Annotated in this window: 15 protein-coding genes; 12 read left to right on the top strand and 3 right to left on the bottom strand. The window is 32.8% G+C overall.

What is annotated here, in order from left to right; genetic code table 11:
* The first annotated feature begins 6 nt into the window (after positions 1–6).
* The 11 genes from HT586_RS06785 (at position 7) to brnQ (ending at position 13,201) form a co-directional block, all read left to right on the top strand.
* Complete coding sequence (locus HT586_RS06785; protein ID WP_096076499.1) at positions 7–627, top strand: phosphatase PAP2 family protein; 621 nt, start codon at positions 7–9, stop codon at positions 625–627.
* Positions 628–847: 220 nt separating this feature from the next.
* Positions 848–1,447, top strand: a complete 600-nt coding sequence (locus tag HT586_RS06780) for a GNAT family N-acetyltransferase (RefSeq protein WP_096076500.1) — start codon at positions 848–850, stop codon at positions 1,445–1,447.
* An 18-nt stretch (positions 1,448–1,465) separates the two neighbouring features.
* On the top strand, positions 1,466–2,146 hold the full coding sequence (locus tag HT586_RS06775; protein ID WP_133353194.1) for a response regulator transcription factor: 681 nt from the start codon (positions 1,466–1,468) through the stop codon (positions 2,144–2,146).
* Positions 2,143–3,519 (top strand): HAMP domain-containing sensor histidine kinase, encoded by a 1,377-nt coding sequence (locus HT586_RS06770; protein WP_203545464.1) that lies wholly within the window; start codon positions 2,143–2,145, stop codon positions 3,517–3,519. Before HT586_RS06775 ends, HT586_RS06770 begins: the two co-directional genes overlap by 4 nt.
* A gap of 94 nt (positions 3,520–3,613) precedes the next feature.
* The gene (locus HT586_RS06765; protein WP_203545463.1) at positions 3,614–6,400 is read left to right on the top strand and encodes a 2-oxoglutarate dehydrogenase E1 component; all 2,787 of its coding nucleotides are present in this window, start codon (positions 3,614–3,616) and stop codon (positions 6,398–6,400) included.
* Between the two features lie 14 nt (positions 6,401–6,414).
* Positions 6,415–7,692, top strand: coding sequence for a 2-oxoglutarate dehydrogenase complex dihydrolipoyllysine-residue succinyltransferase (odhB, locus tag HT586_RS06760; RefSeq protein WP_188017370.1), 1,278 nt, complete (start codon positions 6,415–6,417; stop codon positions 7,690–7,692).
* 81 nt (positions 7,693–7,773) lie between these two features.
* Positions 7,774–8,736, top strand: a complete 963-nt coding sequence (locus HT586_RS06755) for a ring-cleaving dioxygenase (RefSeq protein ID WP_203545462.1) — start codon at positions 7,774–7,776, stop codon at positions 8,734–8,736.
* Positions 8,737–8,754: 18 nt separating this feature from the next.
* A complete protein-coding gene (locus HT586_RS06750) occupies positions 8,755–8,958 on the top strand; it encodes a DUF6501 family protein (protein WP_111744981.1) in 204 nt (67 codons plus the stop codon).
* Between the two features lie 173 nt (positions 8,959–9,131).
* Positions 9,132–9,914 (top strand): ATP-binding protein, encoded by a 783-nt coding sequence (locus HT586_RS06745; protein WP_096076507.1) that lies wholly within the window; start codon positions 9,132–9,134, stop codon positions 9,912–9,914.
* Positions 9,914–11,755 (top strand): vWA domain-containing protein, encoded by a 1,842-nt coding sequence (locus HT586_RS06740; RefSeq protein WP_203545461.1) that lies wholly within the window; start codon positions 9,914–9,916, stop codon positions 11,753–11,755. The genes HT586_RS06745 and HT586_RS06740 overlap by 1 nt, the downstream gene beginning before the upstream one ends.
* Positions 11,756–11,872: 117 nt before the next feature.
* Positions 11,873–13,201, top strand: a complete 1,329-nt coding sequence (gene brnQ / locus HT586_RS06735) for a branched-chain amino acid transport system II carrier protein (protein WP_203545460.1) — start codon at positions 11,873–11,875, stop codon at positions 13,199–13,201.
* A 41-nt stretch (positions 13,202–13,242) separates the two neighbouring features.
* Here the strand turns inward: brnQ and HT586_RS06730 are convergent, their stop codons facing one another.
* From HT586_RS06730 to HT586_RS06720, 3 genes are read right to left on the bottom strand one after another with little or no spacing between them, the layout of a single operon-like run.
* Positions 13,243–14,403 carry a toxic anion resistance protein gene (locus HT586_RS06730; RefSeq protein ID WP_096076510.1) on the bottom strand — a complete coding sequence of 387 codons (1,161 nt, stop codon included), beginning with the start codon at positions 14,401–14,403 and terminating at the stop codon, positions 13,243–13,245.
* On the bottom strand, positions 14,396–15,166 hold the full coding sequence (locus tag HT586_RS06725; protein ID WP_096076511.1) for a 5-bromo-4-chloroindolyl phosphate hydrolysis family protein: 771 nt from the start codon (positions 15,164–15,166) through the stop codon (positions 14,396–14,398). Before HT586_RS06725 ends, HT586_RS06730 begins: the two co-directional genes overlap by 8 nt.
* Before the next feature lie 21 nt (positions 15,167–15,187).
* Positions 15,188–15,454, bottom strand: coding sequence for an acylphosphatase (locus tag HT586_RS06720; RefSeq protein ID WP_096076512.1), 267 nt, complete (start codon positions 15,452–15,454; stop codon positions 15,188–15,190).
* A 127-nt stretch (positions 15,455–15,581) separates the two neighbouring features.
* On the opposite strand from HT586_RS06720, the gene HT586_RS06715 reads away from it, so the two are divergent.
* A complete protein-coding gene (locus tag HT586_RS06715; RefSeq protein ID WP_096076513.1) occupies positions 15,582–15,878 on the top strand; it encodes a DUF1033 family protein in 297 nt (98 codons plus the stop codon).
* Positions 15,879–16,062 lie beyond the last annotated feature (184 nt).

The raw sequence follows: 16,062 nt of genomic DNA, 5'->3' as shown, positions 1-16,062 counted from the left end.
GATACCATGTCGAGAGCGAGAAGAATTACCTTAATATTAATCTTTAGTTTTATTTTTGGCGTAATAGCTTTTTTCCATGAATCAAGGGTAGGTAAGTGGATTGATAATGAAGTGTATGAATTTATATATTCTTCTGAAAGTTTTATTACAACTTCTATCATGCTCGGATTTACTAAAGTTGGTGAAGTCTGGGCAATGATAGCATTAAGTTTACTAGTAGTTGCATATCTTATGCTGAAAAAATTAAAGATAGAAGCATTGTTCTTTGCACTATCTATGATTTTATCAGGAACACTCAATCCTTTATTAAAGAACATTTTCGATAGAGAACGACCAACATTACTACGCTTAATCGATATTACTGGATTTAGCTTTCCGAGTGGTCATGCGATGGGTTCAACCGCATTTTTTGGAAGCCTGGCATATCTTTTTAGTAGAAGTGATAGTAAGTTAAAACCATATCTGATAGGTCTATGTGTGTTTACGATTATCATGATTTCTTCAAGTAGAGTGTATCTAGGTGTACATTATCCGACAGATATCATTGCCGGAATTGTAGGTGGTATTATTTGTATTCTTTTATCTCAAACAATTTTGCATAAAGTAATTGACAATCGTTCTCAATAAGTTATAATAGTTATTGAAAATGATTCTCAATTAAAGAGTTCCCCCTCTAGTAGATCATTTTCAATTAACCCCCAATATTTTGCCCATACACTCCTGACTTTGCCCAGTCAGGAGTTTTTTTCTTGATTTTTATTTCTTTGTAAATTTTAATCATAAACATATGAATTTTCTTAATTTCTTGATATGATTTTGCTATATCATAGAAAAAGAAGGTGCCACAGTGACAATTAACGTATTTGAATCTGTCGTGTTAGAGAATGAAAGAATCAAATTAATACCGATGCAAATTGAACATGCGAAAGACCTTCATGAAATCAACCATGAATCAATTTGGAGTTATATGTTATTTAAAGCGACAGATATGGATTTAATGGAACAATGGGTCATTGACGCGGTGCATTTAAGAGAAAAGATGAAATCTATTCCTTTTATCGTCGTAATGAAAGAAACGAATGAAGTAGTTGGTTCTACGCGAATAAAAGAGATAGATTATGATAATGATAGTTGTGAAATTGGAACGACCTGGTTTGGTGTGAAAGCACAAAAAACTTATGTGAATACAGATAGTAAGTTTTTACTTTTGGAATTTTGCTTTGAAACATTAAATATGGTACGTGTTCAAATTAGAGCAGATGAGCGCAATGAACGTTCTAATAGAGCAATAGAACGATTAGGTTTTCAAAAAGAAGGTGTTATTCGTAAAGAACGTAATCTAGACGGTGTAAGAAGAAATTTAATTATTTATTCAATCATTGATGATGAATGGCCAGATGTGAAAGAAAATATTAAACAAATTCAGGAAAAATACAACAAGAAATAGCTTTTAGGAGTTGGTTATTTGCATAGTATTTTAATTATAGAAGATGAGGAAAATTTAGCACGTTTTATTCAATTAGAATTAATGCATGAGAGTTATGAAGTAGGTGTTGTTTATGATGGTGAAGCAGGTCTCGAAGAAGCAATCAAGAATGATTATGATTGTATACTTTTAGATTTGATGTTACCTAAAATTAATGGTCTGGAAGTTTGCAGGAAACTTAGAAAAGTGAAAGATACTCCAGTTATAATAATTACTGCAAAAGGAAACACTTACGATAAAGTCATTGGTTTAGATTATGGTGCAGATGATTATATTGTTAAACCATTTGATATAGAAGAGTTGCTCGCACGAATAAGAGTAATCTTGCGTCGTCAACAGCAACCTAAGAAAGAGATTGTTGAAGAGAATATTTTACAAATTGATCAGATGAAGATCAATCTTGATGCATTCTCAGTTTCGATTGACGAAAAAGTACTTGAATTAACAAAGACTGAATTTGAATTGCTTAAGCTACTTGTAGAGAATAAAAAACTTGTACTGACAAGAGAGCAGATTCTGACAAGTGTCTGGGGCTATGAAAGTGAAGTTGAGACAAATGTAGTTGATGTGTACATAAGATATTTAAGAAATAAATTAAAACCATTTCAATACCATAAGCTAATAGAAACTGTCCGTGGCGTAGGTTATGTTATACGATGAAAACAAAAACACAATCATTACGCTCGAAATGGACTGTCTTAACAACGACACTGACATTTATCATATTTATGATTTTTAGTTTATTTATAATATTTTTAATCAGTACATACCAAAAAGAGCAGGAAGTAGAGGATTTAAGAAAAAGTGTCACAGATATTTCTAATCTGTTTGAAGAGAAAACAACAGGTGAAGTAACACAATCAGATATTTACCGTGCAATCAATAAAAATGAAAAAGTGTTTTTATATAATCTTGATGGAAATAGTATTTATGATGTCAGTACAAATTCAAGCTACGACTTTGATCTACCGGTAATAAAGACGAATGAACGCAGTCTTGTTCAGAAAAAAATTGGAGATAGACAATTTTTATTAATGTCAACGCCATTTCGTAATGAACATTATAACGGCTATATTACTGTTGCACGTTCTCTGGATGATTACTTTAATGTTATGCAATTTCTTATATTATTGTGTAGTTTCTTTGGGCTTACTGCATTATTTATGACAGCTTTAATCAGTTTTTTATTTTCTAATCAGATTACAAAGCCTATTCGTAGACTTTCTAGTAAGATGAATCAAATTAAAAGAGATGGCTTTCAGAATAAACTGCAGGTCTCTACAAGCTACTATGAAACAGATGATATGATTGACACATTTAATGAGATGATGAGTCAGCTGGAATCAAGTTTTGAACAGCAGAAACAGTTTGTAGAAGATGCAAGTCATGAACTTCGAACACCACTCCAGATCATTAATGGTCATTTAAATCTTATCCAAAGATGGGGGAAAAATAATCCCGAAATATTAGAAGAATCTCTCTCTATATCATTGGAGGAGATGAATCGTATTAATAAACTTGTTGAAGAGTTATTACTTTTATCGAAAGACTCAAATTTATTAGAGACAAAACAGATTGAAAATATTGATATCAATTCAGAAATTCAAGGTAGAATTCATTCAATACAACAACTAAAAGACGATTATATGTTTGAATATCATTCAACACATGAACAGATCAAGCTGAATATCAATCGGTTTCATTTTGAACAAATATTACTGATCTTTCTTGATAATGCGATGAAATATGATCAGATAAATAAACATATTGTGATTCGTACATCTTTGAAGAATAAATTAGTTCAGATTGAAATTATTGATAATGGAGAAGGTATTCCAAAAGAAGATATCCCGAATATATTTGATCGCTTTTATCGTGTTGATAAATCCAGAGCAAGAACAAAAGGTGGAAATGGTTTAGGTTTATCAATCGCTAAAAAGTTAATCGAAACATATAAAGGACAAGTGAAGATAGAAAGTGAAGTCAATCAATTTACAAAAGTTATAATACAATTTCCGATACGTTCAATATAATTCACAAAGATATGTTTTTCCCCTTTAATTTCGTGCTTTGCTTTGTTAAAATAGCTATGTAAACGTTTTATTTAATTAAATGGAGGGTGGAACCATGACAAAAGGTAAAAACCTAGATGAAGCACCACCTAGATTTGGAACGAACTTAGGTATTCTTTTAGAAATGTTCGATCAATATCTAGTGGATCCATCGTCGGTATCTGATGAGTTACAAATTTTATTTTCAAGTATTCAGGGGGGGCGACCAGCACTATCAGGGAATTTAAATAGTGTAGGTAATGCCGATACTGAGAAAGTTAAGCGTGTGTTAAAGTTAATTGATAATATTAGATTGTATGGACATCTTACAGCTGATATCTATCCATTATACCGTCCACATAGAGAAAATTTACCAGCATTAACACTTGAGGATTTTAATCTGTCGGAAGATGATTTAAAATCTTTGCCAGCTGGACTAATATCTGAACGTTATGCGCAACAATTTGACAATGCTTTAGAAGCAATCAATCATTTACAAGCTGCTTATCAAAGTACAATAGGTTTTGAAATCTCGCATATAAATGATGCAAATGAACGTGAATGGTTAATTGAACAAATCGAATCACGTGAGCATCATCAATTAAGTAAAGACGAAAAGATTAATCTATTAAAAAGTCTTGCACACGTAGAGGGCTTCGAAAAATATATCCATAAAAATTTCGTAGGAGCAAAACGTTTCTCAATTGAAGGTGTAGATGCTTTAGTACCAATGTTAGAGAATGTATTGCGTATTGCAAATAAAGAAAACATCAGAAACATTGAAATTGGTATGGCTCACCGTGGGCGATTAAATGTCTTGACACACATTTTAGAAAAGCCATACGAAATGATGTTATCTGAATTTATGCATACTGATCCTCTGAAATTCTTACCTGAAGATGGTTCGCTTGTTGTAACAAAGGGTTGGACGAATGATGTTAAATACCATTTAGGTGGTAAGAAGACAACAACGAAGTACGGTAACGAGCAAGTCGTTTCGCTTGCGAACAACCCATCTCACTTAGAAATTGTTGCACCAGTCGTTTTAGGTAAGACACGTGCAGTTCAGGAAGTAACGACTGACGTGAATAAACCAGAACAGGATTTCAATAAAGCATTAGCAGTATTAATTCATGGAGATGCAGCATTTCCTGGGCAAGGTATTAACTTTGAGAGTATGAATTTAAGCAATTTAGATGGTTACTCTGTTGGTGGTTCGCTGCATATTATTACAAATAACCGTGTAGGATTTACAACTGAGCCATATGATTCAAGATCTACTACGTATGCAACTGACGTTGCCAAAGGTTATGACTTACCGATTATTCATGTCAATGCTGATGATGTTGAAGCTTGTATGGAAGCGATTCACCTTGCAATGGCTTTCCGTCAAAAATTTCACAAAGATTTCGTAATTGATTTAGTAGGTTATCGTCGTTACGGTCATAATGAAATGGATGAACCAACGATTACGAACCCAATGTTATATAAAGAAGTAAAAGGACATCCAAGTATTGAAATTAAATACGGTAAAGAGCTTGTAGCAGAAGGTGTTATTACTGAAGATGAAATGAATGCAATTTTTGATGGTGTTACTGCTGAAATGCGTACTGCACATGATAAAATTGATAAGAGTACGAAAAATAATGACAGTGAAATGCTTGCACCTGTTGAAGTGACAGAAGGTTATGAAAGTGTGGAAACAGGTGTTTCATCTGATCGTTTGAGAAAACTAAATGAAGAAATGTTAAGTACTCCAGAGACATTTACAGTATTCAATAAGCTTCAAAAAATTCTTGAGCGTCGAAATGATCCGTTTACTAAAGATGGATTAATTGACTGGGGCCATGCTGAACTTTTAGCTTATGGAACAATCATTCAAGACGGAAAACCTGTAAGACATACGGGTCAGGATGCGGAGCGAGGAACATTTGCACATCGTCATGCGGTATTAAATGATGAAAATAATGGAGATAAGTATGTACCTTTGCAACACATTTCTGACGCAAAAGCATCTTTTGATATTCATAATTCTCCGTTATCAGAAGCTGCTGTTGTAGGTTTTGAATATGGCTACAATTTAGAAAATAATGATGCATTAGCAGTATGGGAAGCTCAGTATGGAGATTTTGCTAATATGGCACAAATGATTTTTGATAATTTTGTATCAAGTGCAAATGCTAAATGGGGAGAACGCAGTGGGTTAACCTTACTGCTTCCTCACGCATATGAAGGTCAAGGTCCGGAACACTCTTCTGCACGTTTAGAGCGTTTCTTACAGCTTGCCGGTGAAAATAACTGGACGGTAGCGAATGTGACTTCAACAGCAAACTATTTCCACTTATTACGTCGTCAGGCACATTATTTAAATACGTTACAGATGCGACCACTTGTATTAATGAGTCCAAAGAGCTTATTACGAAATAACTTCGTAGCAGATACGGTTGATAAGTTTACTGAAGGAAGCTTTAAACCTATTATTTCTGAAAGTTATAAAAAGACGAAAGTTAAGAAGTTGTTAATTGCAAGTGGAAAAGTCGCTATTGACTTATACACTGAATTGCAGAAAAATCCAAATGATACAATTCATTTAATTCGATTAGAACAATTGTATCCATTACCAAAGGATGAAATTCAAGCAATTATAAACGATTTACGTGGTTTAACTGAAATCGGATTTGTTCAGGAAGAACCTGAAAATCAAGGTGCGTGGCAATATGTTTATCCAGAATTACTGGATATGGCGCGAGGTATTGACATTAAGTATTATGGTCGTGTACGTCGTGCTGCACCATCTGAAGGCGATAATGAGATTCATAAACTTGTTCAAACAAAAATCATCAATGAAGCTTTAAACTTATAAGGGGGAAAATAAAAGTGGCAGAAATCAGAGTTCCAGAATTAGCAGAATCTATTACAGAAGGTACGATATCAACTTGGTTTAAACAAGTTGGAGATACAGTTGAAAAAGGCGAAAACATCGTTGAACTTGAAACAGATAAAGTTAACGTAGAAGTTATTTCTGAAGAAGCAGGCGTTATAACAGAAATAAAAGCACAAGAAGGAGATACAGTTGAAGTTGGATCAGTCATCGCAACTGTTGGTGAAGGTGGGGCAACATCAGCACCAGCAGAAAATAAATCACCTGAAGCTGCTCCAGCAACTTCTGAAAAAACAGAAGCAGCTGTAAATTCAGCTGAAACTTCAAAAAACGCTCCAGAATCACCTGAAGCTGTAACAACAAATGAAAAAAGCGGACGAATTGTAGCAACGCCGTCTGCCAGAAAGTATGCGCGTGAACATGGTATTGATTTAGCTTCAATTAATCCTCGCGACCCTAAAGGATTAATCAGAAGTCATGATGTACAGAATGCAGTTAATGCACCTGTGCAAGCTGAAAAACCAGCAGCTCCAGCACAGGAAAAACCTGCAAAACCTGAGAATCCTGCAAAACCTGTAATTCGTGAAAAAATGAGTCGCAGAAGAAAAACAATTGCTAATAAATTATTAGAAGTTTCTCAGAATACTGCAATGCTTACTACGTTTAACGAAATCGATATGACAAATGTTATGGATTTACGTAAACGTAAAAAAGATGCATTCCAGGAAAATCACGACGGTACACGTTTAGGTTTCATGTCATTCTTTACAAAAGCTGTTGTAGCAGCACTTAAAAAATATCCTGCTGTTAATGCTGAAATTGATGGAGACGATTTAATCTTAAAACAATTCTATGATATCGGTGTAGCTGTATCTACTGACGAAGGTTTAGTGGTACCTGTTGTACGTGATTGTGATAAGAAGAACTTTGCTGAAATCGAAGGTTCTATCTATGATTTAGCAATTAAAGCACGCGATAAAAAATTAGGTCTTGATGATATGATGGGTGGTTCATTTACAATCACTAACGGTGGTGTATTCGGTTCATTAATGTCTACACCTATTATCAATGGTACGCAAGCTGCTATTTTAGGTATGCACTCAATTGTGACGCGTCCAGTTGCAATTGATAAAGAACGCATGGAAAATCGTCCGATGATGTATGTCGCATTAAGTTATGATCACAGAATTATCGATGGTAAAGAAGCTGTAGGTTTCTTGAAAACTGTTAAAGAATTAATCGAAAATCCTGAAGATTTATTGTTAGAAAGCTAATTTATTATAAATAATTTACCCAGTAACTTATACACGTTATAATAAGTATAAGTTACTGGTTTTTTTATATTTGGAGGGGAAATGATGGATTTATTAGGATTACATCACGTCACTGCAATTACGAGTGATGCACAAAAGTGTTATGACTTTTATCATAATGTTCTAGGACTAAAGCTTGTTAAAAAGACAGTTAATCAAGATGCAATTGATACATATCATCTGTTTTTTGCTGATAATGAAGGTAGTCCCGGTACAGATGTGACTTTCTTTGATTTTAAAGATGCACCAAAGCATGTAGGTGGTGCAAATGATATATTCGCATTTACTTTACGCGTACCCACAGATTATAGTCTTTACTATTTCAAACAGCGTTTTGATGAAATGCAAATTAAATATGATACTGTCATTAAGTTAAATGGTAAATATGCTTTACCTTTCTATGATTTCGATGATCGTCTAATATATTTGATTTCTGATGAATTGAATAGTGGTATTCCATTGGGGAAACCAAATCCAGATAGTCCTGTAGAAAGTGTTCATCAGATATTAGGGTTGGGACCAGTATTACTTGCTGTAAAACACACGCTTGTTACAGCATCAGTTCTCACTCAAATATTAGGGATGAAACGAATCGATGAATATGAACATAAAGATTCATTAGACGCTGTTCACGTATTTACAATGGGTGATGGTGGTAACGGTGGAGAAGTACATCTTTTAAAACGTACTGGCCATTCTCAACAAGGTTACGGCGGTGTACATCATGTCGCGTTTAGATTAAGTGATGAGTTAAAATTACAAACGGCATTAAATAAATTGAATACAGGTAATATTCCTAACTCAGGGCTTGTTGATCGATTTTATTTTAAATCTTTATATTTTAGAGATATTTCAGGAATATTATTTGAACTTGCAACGGATGGGCCTGGATTTTCATCTGATGAACCAATTGATGCTTTAGGGGAATGTTTGAGTTTACCACCATTTTTAGAAGCACGTCGAAATGAAATTGAAAGTGCATTAAAACCAATACAAACAAAATAAAGATATGGAGTTGTTAATATGTTACATGAAGAATGGCAAGATAAGGCAGCAATTAAACAGGTAAAAGTAATTAATGTTGATGCTAAAAAGTATAAAGTGAGCGATATGCTTACTGTCGGTCAAGTATATGATGTTGTAAATGAAACTGAAGAATATTATCAGATACGAGACAACAGTGGCAAAGTTGGCGGATACTATAAAGAATATTTTGAAGAAGTTTAAAAATATTATTAGTACAGATTATAACTTCAGAAAAAGTATTATATTTATAATACTTTTTGTGACAAAATCGTCAAAACAGTTTATAACAAAACATTAGTACAATCATGTATAATATAGTTAATCAATAAAGAGGCATCTCATTGCCTCTTTTTATTTTGAAAGGGAGTACAATCATGCAAAAATATCAAAATAGTGACGTAACCATTTACGAGGACGCACTTGCAATGCTAAATTTACGTAAAAATGTACTATTAAAGGGTCCAACTGGATCAGGTAAAACGAAATTAGCAGAAACATTGAGTGTCGATATGGACCAGAAGATGAATAGTATTAACTGTTCAGTAGATTTAGATGCAGAGAGTTTATTAGGATATAAAACAATTGAAAATATCAAAGGTGAATCTAGAATTGTATTCGTTGATGGACCAGTTATTGAAGCAATGCGTGAAGGTAACATATTATACATTGATGAAATTAATATGGCTAAACCAGAAACGTTACCTATTTTAAACGGTGTGCTTGATTTTCGTAGAACAATAACGAATCCGTTTACTGGAGAAGTGATTAAAGCACATGATAATTTTAAAGTAATTGCAGCGATAAATGTTGGTTATGTAGGTACATTACCAATGAACGAAGCATTAAAAAATAGATTTGTTGTATTAGATTTACACTATATTAGTGGTGATGTCTTAAAACAAGTAATATTAGAACAAACCACATTACAAGATACAAAGATAATTGATCAGATTATAAAATTTAATCAGGATTTAGTAACGATGGCGAGTCAAGGTCAAATTAGTGAAGAAGCAAGTTCAGTTCGTGCTTTACTTGATTTCTGTGATTTAATACAAGCGATGCCTATAGAACGTGCAGCGAAACGTGCGATCATTGATAAGTTGGATGATGAGCGTGAACAAAATGCAATCATTAATGCGATGGAACTGAATTTTTAATGAGTGAAAAATTTATATTATTTAATGATGAGCGCGTGGATCCATCTTTAATAATGACTTTGACTGACTTAGCCCAACTATTACGTGAAGATGAGACAGTGAAAGTAAACTTCCAGAAGTTTGCTTATTTTGATCTTGCAGAAAATACAATTAATGTAGCATTTAAATGGAAACATAGAGAACGTGAAGAAGAAATGAAATTATTGAAGAGTGACACGATTTTACATGCTATAGGGTTTGATCATACGGACTTAGATGTTGTAGAAGAAGTACTAGATGAGCAATTTCGAGTAAAGAGTTTCTTTCAGCAGCTCTTTATGATGATTGATGAGTTCAGATTAATGCACTTAATCAGTAAAGAAAGACCTTTTACAAAGAAATTCTTTGATGTACGCATTCGAGCAAAATTAAAAGAGAATGAAAGTCAGATTAAATTTTATCAGACTAAGGCAATGCCCACTGATGAATTATTTTTACAAATTGAACATACATTACTGACAGATAACATCCTTTCATTTCATACCATGTTTTTTACGGAACTAGAATATAACATTCAGCTTGCCTTACAATCATTTTATGACTTAAAAAATACCGAAGATAGTGCGAATCTTGCAATAAGACTAATGCTGTTAATAGAACCAAATTTAACGAAAGATATGTTAAACGAATATTATCATATCCCGAAATTAGCATATATGAATGCTAAAGCTGCTAAAAAAGCGAATTTAGATAAAGCGAAACAAGACGTATCAGAAATGGATGAATCAGAATCAGTCCAGACAAAACAACGTGACATAGAAACTAAGAGTGGTGCTTATCTTGAGACTGAAGTGACTGAAGGTTCGAACAGTAATAATATTAAAGAAAATGATCGCGAAGGTGACGCTAGTGATGACATTACTGAGATGGTGATGGGGAAAGGTAAGACAAAACCGCCTCAGACAGACGCAGAAGGTAATGATATTAGTGATGTCGTTGGGGAAGAGAACATCAATACAAAGATAATTTGGAAAGAAACTGTGCAGGATGATAAAAGTCTAACAATATATAATGCATATAAAGAAGATGTATTAAAAGAAATAAAAACATTGGTTAATGTCATTAACAAAAGTGTTGATCACGAAGTCAATGCTAAACGTCAAGGTTTAAGTAAGGGTAAATTAAGCCGCAATCTTACACAATGGTTTCTAGATGATCGCAAACGCGTATTTTATAAAGAAGATCAGAAATCTTATAAATTAGATGCAACGTTTATGTTATTAATTGATGCCTCTTATAGCATGGAAGATAAACTAGAAGAAACAAAAAAGGGTATCGTGTTGTTTCATGAGACATTACAGCAATTATCGATAAGACACGAAATCATGGCTTTCTCTGAAGATGGATTTGAAGCGGATAAAAATATTCAGCCGAATATATTAGAACAAATCATTACTTATCAAAATTCCTTACAACATCAATATTCTCCAAATGTAGTAAGTTATAAGACCGGTGAGGATAATCGAGATGGTTTAGCGATTAGGATAGCTGGTAATATGTTAAAAGCACGTCAGGAAAAACAAAAATTTTTAATCGTCTTCTCAGATGGTGAACCATCAGCATTTGATTATGAATCAAATGGTATTATAGATACCCATGATGCAGTAGTTGCCTTACGTAAAGAAAATATTTATGTCATCAATATTTTCTTAAGCCAGACAAAAATCGATGAAAATACAATGGCAACAATAAAGAATATTTATAATGATTTCTGTATATTTGTGGAAGGTGTAGAAAAGTTGCCTAGTGTGATTCAGCCGCTTCTTAAAACTTTATTACTCCAAAGCATGAAACAATTTTAGGATAATTACACACACTTATTAACGGTGTGTGTATTTTTTTTAAATTTTCTGAAAAGTTGTAGACTTTATGCGTTTAAAGTGATACCATAATTAACATTAAAGTAAGGAGGTCATCCCATGAATAAGAATACTTGGGTCGTAGGTTTTATGTTATTTGCAATATTTTTTGGAGCGGGTAATTTAATTTTTCCGCCAAATTTAGGTTTTGCTAGTGGTCAGTTTTTCTGGCCGGCAATATTTGGTTTTATTTTAACAGGGGTAGGCTTACCTTTACTTGGTATTATCGTAGGATCTTTAGATGAATCAGGCTATAAAGGTGTACTTCACAGAATTAATCCAGTATTCGGAATCTTATTTCTGTCAGCAGTATATTTAACGATTGGACCATTATTTGCTATTCCGAGAACAGGTGCAACATCTTACGAAATGGCTGTATTACCATTTTTAAAGGCACCATCAGCAATGTCTTTATTGATTTTTACTATTGTTTTCTTTGGAATCACATTATGGTTAGCAATTAATCCATCGAAAATGGTAGATAGAGTAGGTGCAATATTAACACCACTATTACTTATTTCTATCATTGCATTAGTTGTTGTGAGTATCTTCTTGTTATCTGATACATCACCAGTGAAGGCACAGGCTGATGTTTATACGAATTTAAATACAAGTTTCTTTAGTGGATTTACAAGTGGTTATCAAACGATGGATGCTATTGCAGCGATTGCATTCTCAGTAATTGTTATCAATGCGATTAAAGAGAAAGGCATCTCGAAAGAGACAGGTCTATTTAAACAAACGATATTAGCTGGAATCATTGCAGCGATTGCATTAGGCTTTATTTATCTAACATTAGGCTGGATTGGTAGTCATTATCATTTATCAGCTGCACAGCTTTCAGAAATTAAGGACAATGAATCAGATTTAGGTACATATATACTAACGCATGTAGCTCATGATACGTTTGGCACCTTCGGAAAATTATTGATTGGTATCATTGTCAGCTTAGCTTGTTTAACAACCTCAACTGGTCTAGTTGTTGCTGTAAGTGAATATTTCAATGAGATATTCCCAAAAATCTCGTATAAAACGTATGCAATTGCATTTACTTTGTTCAGTTTTATTTTAGCAAACCAAGGTTTAAAAGCAGTAATTGAAAAATCTATTCCTGTGTTATTAATCTTGTATCCGATTGCTATGACTTTAGTGTTAATTATGTTAGTTGCTAAGTTTGTACCGACACCATTATTAGCATTTCAAATTCCGATTATATTAGTAACGATTGTTTCTGTTTTATCAGTAATAAGTTCTCAGTTTAAAGTGTTACCATTTATGAATGCATTACCTTTAAAAGCACAATCAATGGAATGGCTAATATTCGCTGTAGTTGGATATATCATCGGTTATGTATTAGGATTAAGACAAACTAAAATTGCATATAAATAAAAGAAGGAGGGTGAGACATAAGTCTCAGCCCTCTTCTTTCTTTATAAAGTTCTATTTTGCTGATCCTGTTGTAATTGTAGTAATTGCTGTTTTAAATCCTGTTCCATTTTGCCGAGTTCTATTTCAGCTGCACGTCGTTTTTCACTACCTTGCTGCTGGATTGTTAACGTTTCACGTATCGTATCAACGATGTTTTGTTGTGTGGTTTTTAAAGTATCTAATTCTACAATGCCACGTTCATTTTCTTCTGCTGTTCGTATTGTATTCATCTTAAGCATTTCTGAATTTTTAAGCAGTAGTTCGTTCGTTGTATTCGTAACCTGTTGTTGTGCTTTAGACGCTTTCTGCTGATGTAATAAACTCATGGCGATTGCCATCTGATTTTTCCATAATGGAATACTTGTTAGAATTGAACTTTGAATTTTCTCGGCTAGTGTTTGATTGACATCCTGAATCATTCTAATTTGTGGGGCAGATTGTAAAGTGATTTGACGTGATAATTTCAAATCATAGATACGTTTGTCTAAACGATTAAGGTAATGTCTAAGATCATTGACATCTTGTACAATCATCTGATCATTTGATGCTAATGCACGTTGCTCTAACTCAGGAAGCATTACGGTCTGAATTTCTTCACGTTTTTCTTCAGCAGCGATGATAAACATATCTAAAGCTTCAAAATATGCTTTGTTTTCTTCGTATAAGCGGTCTAACATATGTACATCTCTTAATAATACATCTTTAGAATTTTGAAGCTGTACTGATATACGATCGATTTGTCCTGAAACAGACTGATATCTAGAAATTAACTCATTGACTGATTTAGAAACGCGTTTAAATAATTTTTTAAACTTACTTTTTTCGACTTGTGAAATTTCATCTGGATCAACTTCTTTTAATTTTTTCATTAACTGATCAAGGCTGTCACCAATTGAACCTACATCTTTTTTTTGTACTTCATCTAATATTTGATGAGAAAATGTAGAAAGTTTTTGTTGTGCACTTGCTCCATATAACAATAAATTTTCATTATCAAGAGGTTTAATCTGATTTTTAATCTGATTGATTTTTTCACGTTTTTCAGGAGAAAGGGTTTCAGTTTGATATGTAGTTAAATTATTTTTCTTTTGTTCCGGTTGTAACATTGTATTGCTTTCAAATGGATTTGCAGTTAAATCATTGATTAACTCGTTTTCATTCATTTATATCTTTCCTTTCGTTGACATGTGCATATTGTTTAGAACGTTTAAAATTAACAGGCTTTTGTTCCTTATATTCTAAAGCCTGCTGTTTATTTGTAGTATGATTTATATTCTCACTTTTTGCATTGTCACTTTGTATCTGTATTTGATGACTTGTCTTTTGAATAGATGCGAGATCGATTTCAACTTTCATCTGTTCATAGTCACTTGAATTCAATGCTTTTAAGTCTGCTTGTAAAGTTCTTTTTAATTCGTCAAGCGTTAAGCGCGCATTATATAGCAACTGCTTATCTTCAGCTGTTTTATGGGGCATTCTTGATAAATATAAGAACTGATCTAATAAATTAACTGTATTATCTAAATGAGAAAAAAAGAAACTATCAACTTTAAAAAACTTTTTAGGATCTTTTTGTACTGATTTATAAATTGTGCGTGCTATTTTATTAATTTCATTTACATTACGAAAATCAGTGATAGAGCGTACTTTTTTATATTGAACTAATAATTGTTTGATTTTTGGTTCAGCAATCTTCATCTGCTGTCTGATATATTTATAGTCTTGTTTTGTAACACCCATCTCTTTTAAATATTTGTTACCTGTCGTCATCTGGATAGGGAAGAATGCACCTAAATAACCACCTGCCATAACGAGTGAGTCAAGCCACATATCAAGCTGAAAAAAATTCATGCTGATAAATCCTGTCAATAGTGCGATTGGTACTGCAAATATCGCACCAAAAATATACGATGCATTGTATTTCATCTCATCATTTCCTTTAAAATATTATATCGTTTTAAAATGTTTAAATTGCTGCTTTGGTATATCATTGATTTCATAAGATTGTACGCGAGACATCGGAGAAGCACCGCGAATAACCTTTTCCGTAAATATATCTAATTTTGAACTTTCTCCAGTTGCATAAATCTCAACATAATCATCTACATTCTGAACTGTTCCGGTGATATTATTATCTTTAGCATGTTGCGCTGTGAAGTATCGAAAGCCCACACCTTGTACACGTCCAAAAACTTTAATATGAATTGTCTTCATCTTACTTCACCTCTTACCACTATTATATGTAAAAAGACTCAAAACACCTAATAAATCGCATTTGTAAGACGATTTACTTGAAAATATGAAATAAACAGATGATAATAATTTTTATGAGGTGAAAAAGATGTATGAAATCATAACAATAAGAGCAGACTATGAAGGATGGTGGCTGTTTGAAGATTATCGTGAGAAAGCTACCGATATAAAAAGTTTTTCACAATTAGCTGAAGCAAGAAGCTATTATAATGAGCAATTAGTAATGTTAAGACAGCATTTTTGTAATGAATTAGTCGGAAAGTACGATATACATGCTTTTTATAACAATTGTGAAATCGAATTCTGTGAAGATTGCGATGATGATGTTCAAATTTTTCATAGTGTTTTATTTCTGGATAAAGGGGAAATATATCAATATCGTTGAAATAATAATAAATGCTATATAATTGATAAAAAAGATAAGTAAAATTTATTTATTATTACAGTAAAGTAAAATTTGTAAAGTGTTTAAATTTACAGAATATTGTATTGATTTATGATTATCGATATTTTATAATTATTTATAGCGATATGATTATTCCATATTACAAAGTAAATATATTAATTCA

The organism is Macrococcoides bohemicum, assembly GCF_016865215.1.
Lineage (GTDB): Bacteria > Bacillota > Bacilli > Staphylococcales > Staphylococcaceae > Macrococcoides > Macrococcoides bohemicum.
This window is presented reverse-complemented; position numbering and strand designations above follow the sequence as displayed.

What these genes read in the sequence shown, in the direction of transcription:
- HT586_RS06785 (WP_096076499.1), top strand. Translation starts at nt 7, where the DNA reads ATGTCGAGAGCGAGAAGAATTACCTTAATATTAATCTTTAGTTTTATT.
- HT586_RS06770 (WP_203545464.1), top strand. Translation starts at nt 2,143, where the DNA reads ATGAAAACAAAAACACAATCATTACGCTCGAAATGGACTGTCTTAACA.
- HT586_RS06765 (WP_203545463.1), top strand. Translation starts at nt 3,614, where the DNA reads ATGACAAAAGGTAAAAACCTAGATGAAGCACCACCTAGATTTGGAACG.
- HT586_RS06755 (WP_203545462.1), top strand. Translation starts at nt 7,774, where the DNA reads ATGATGGATTTATTAGGATTACATCACGTCACTGCAATTACGAGTGAT.
- HT586_RS06750 (WP_111744981.1), top strand. Translation starts at nt 8,755, where the DNA reads ATGTTACATGAAGAATGGCAAGATAAGGCAGCAATTAAACAGGTAAAA.
- HT586_RS06745 (WP_096076507.1), top strand. Translation starts at nt 9,132, where the DNA reads ATGCAAAAATATCAAAATAGTGACGTAACCATTTACGAGGACGCACTT.
- HT586_RS06740 (WP_203545461.1), top strand. Translation starts at nt 9,914, where the DNA reads ATGAGTGAAAAATTTATATTATTTAATGATGAGCGCGTGGATCCATCT.
- brnQ (WP_203545460.1), top strand. Translation starts at nt 11,873, where the DNA reads ATGAATAAGAATACTTGGGTCGTAGGTTTTATGTTATTTGCAATATTT.
- HT586_RS06730 (WP_096076510.1), bottom strand. Translation starts at nt 14,403, where the DNA reads ATGAATGAAAACGAGTTAATCAATGATTTAACTGCAAATCCATTTGAA.
- HT586_RS06725 (WP_096076511.1), bottom strand. Translation starts at nt 15,166, where the DNA reads ATGAAATACAATGCATCGTATATTTTTGGTGCGATATTTGCAGTACCA.
- HT586_RS06720 (WP_096076512.1), bottom strand. Translation starts at nt 15,454, where the DNA reads ATGAAGACAATTCATATTAAAGTTTTTGGACGTGTACAAGGTGTGGGC.
- HT586_RS06715 (WP_096076513.1), top strand. Translation starts at nt 15,582, where the DNA reads ATGTATGAAATCATAACAATAAGAGCAGACTATGAAGGATGGTGGCTG.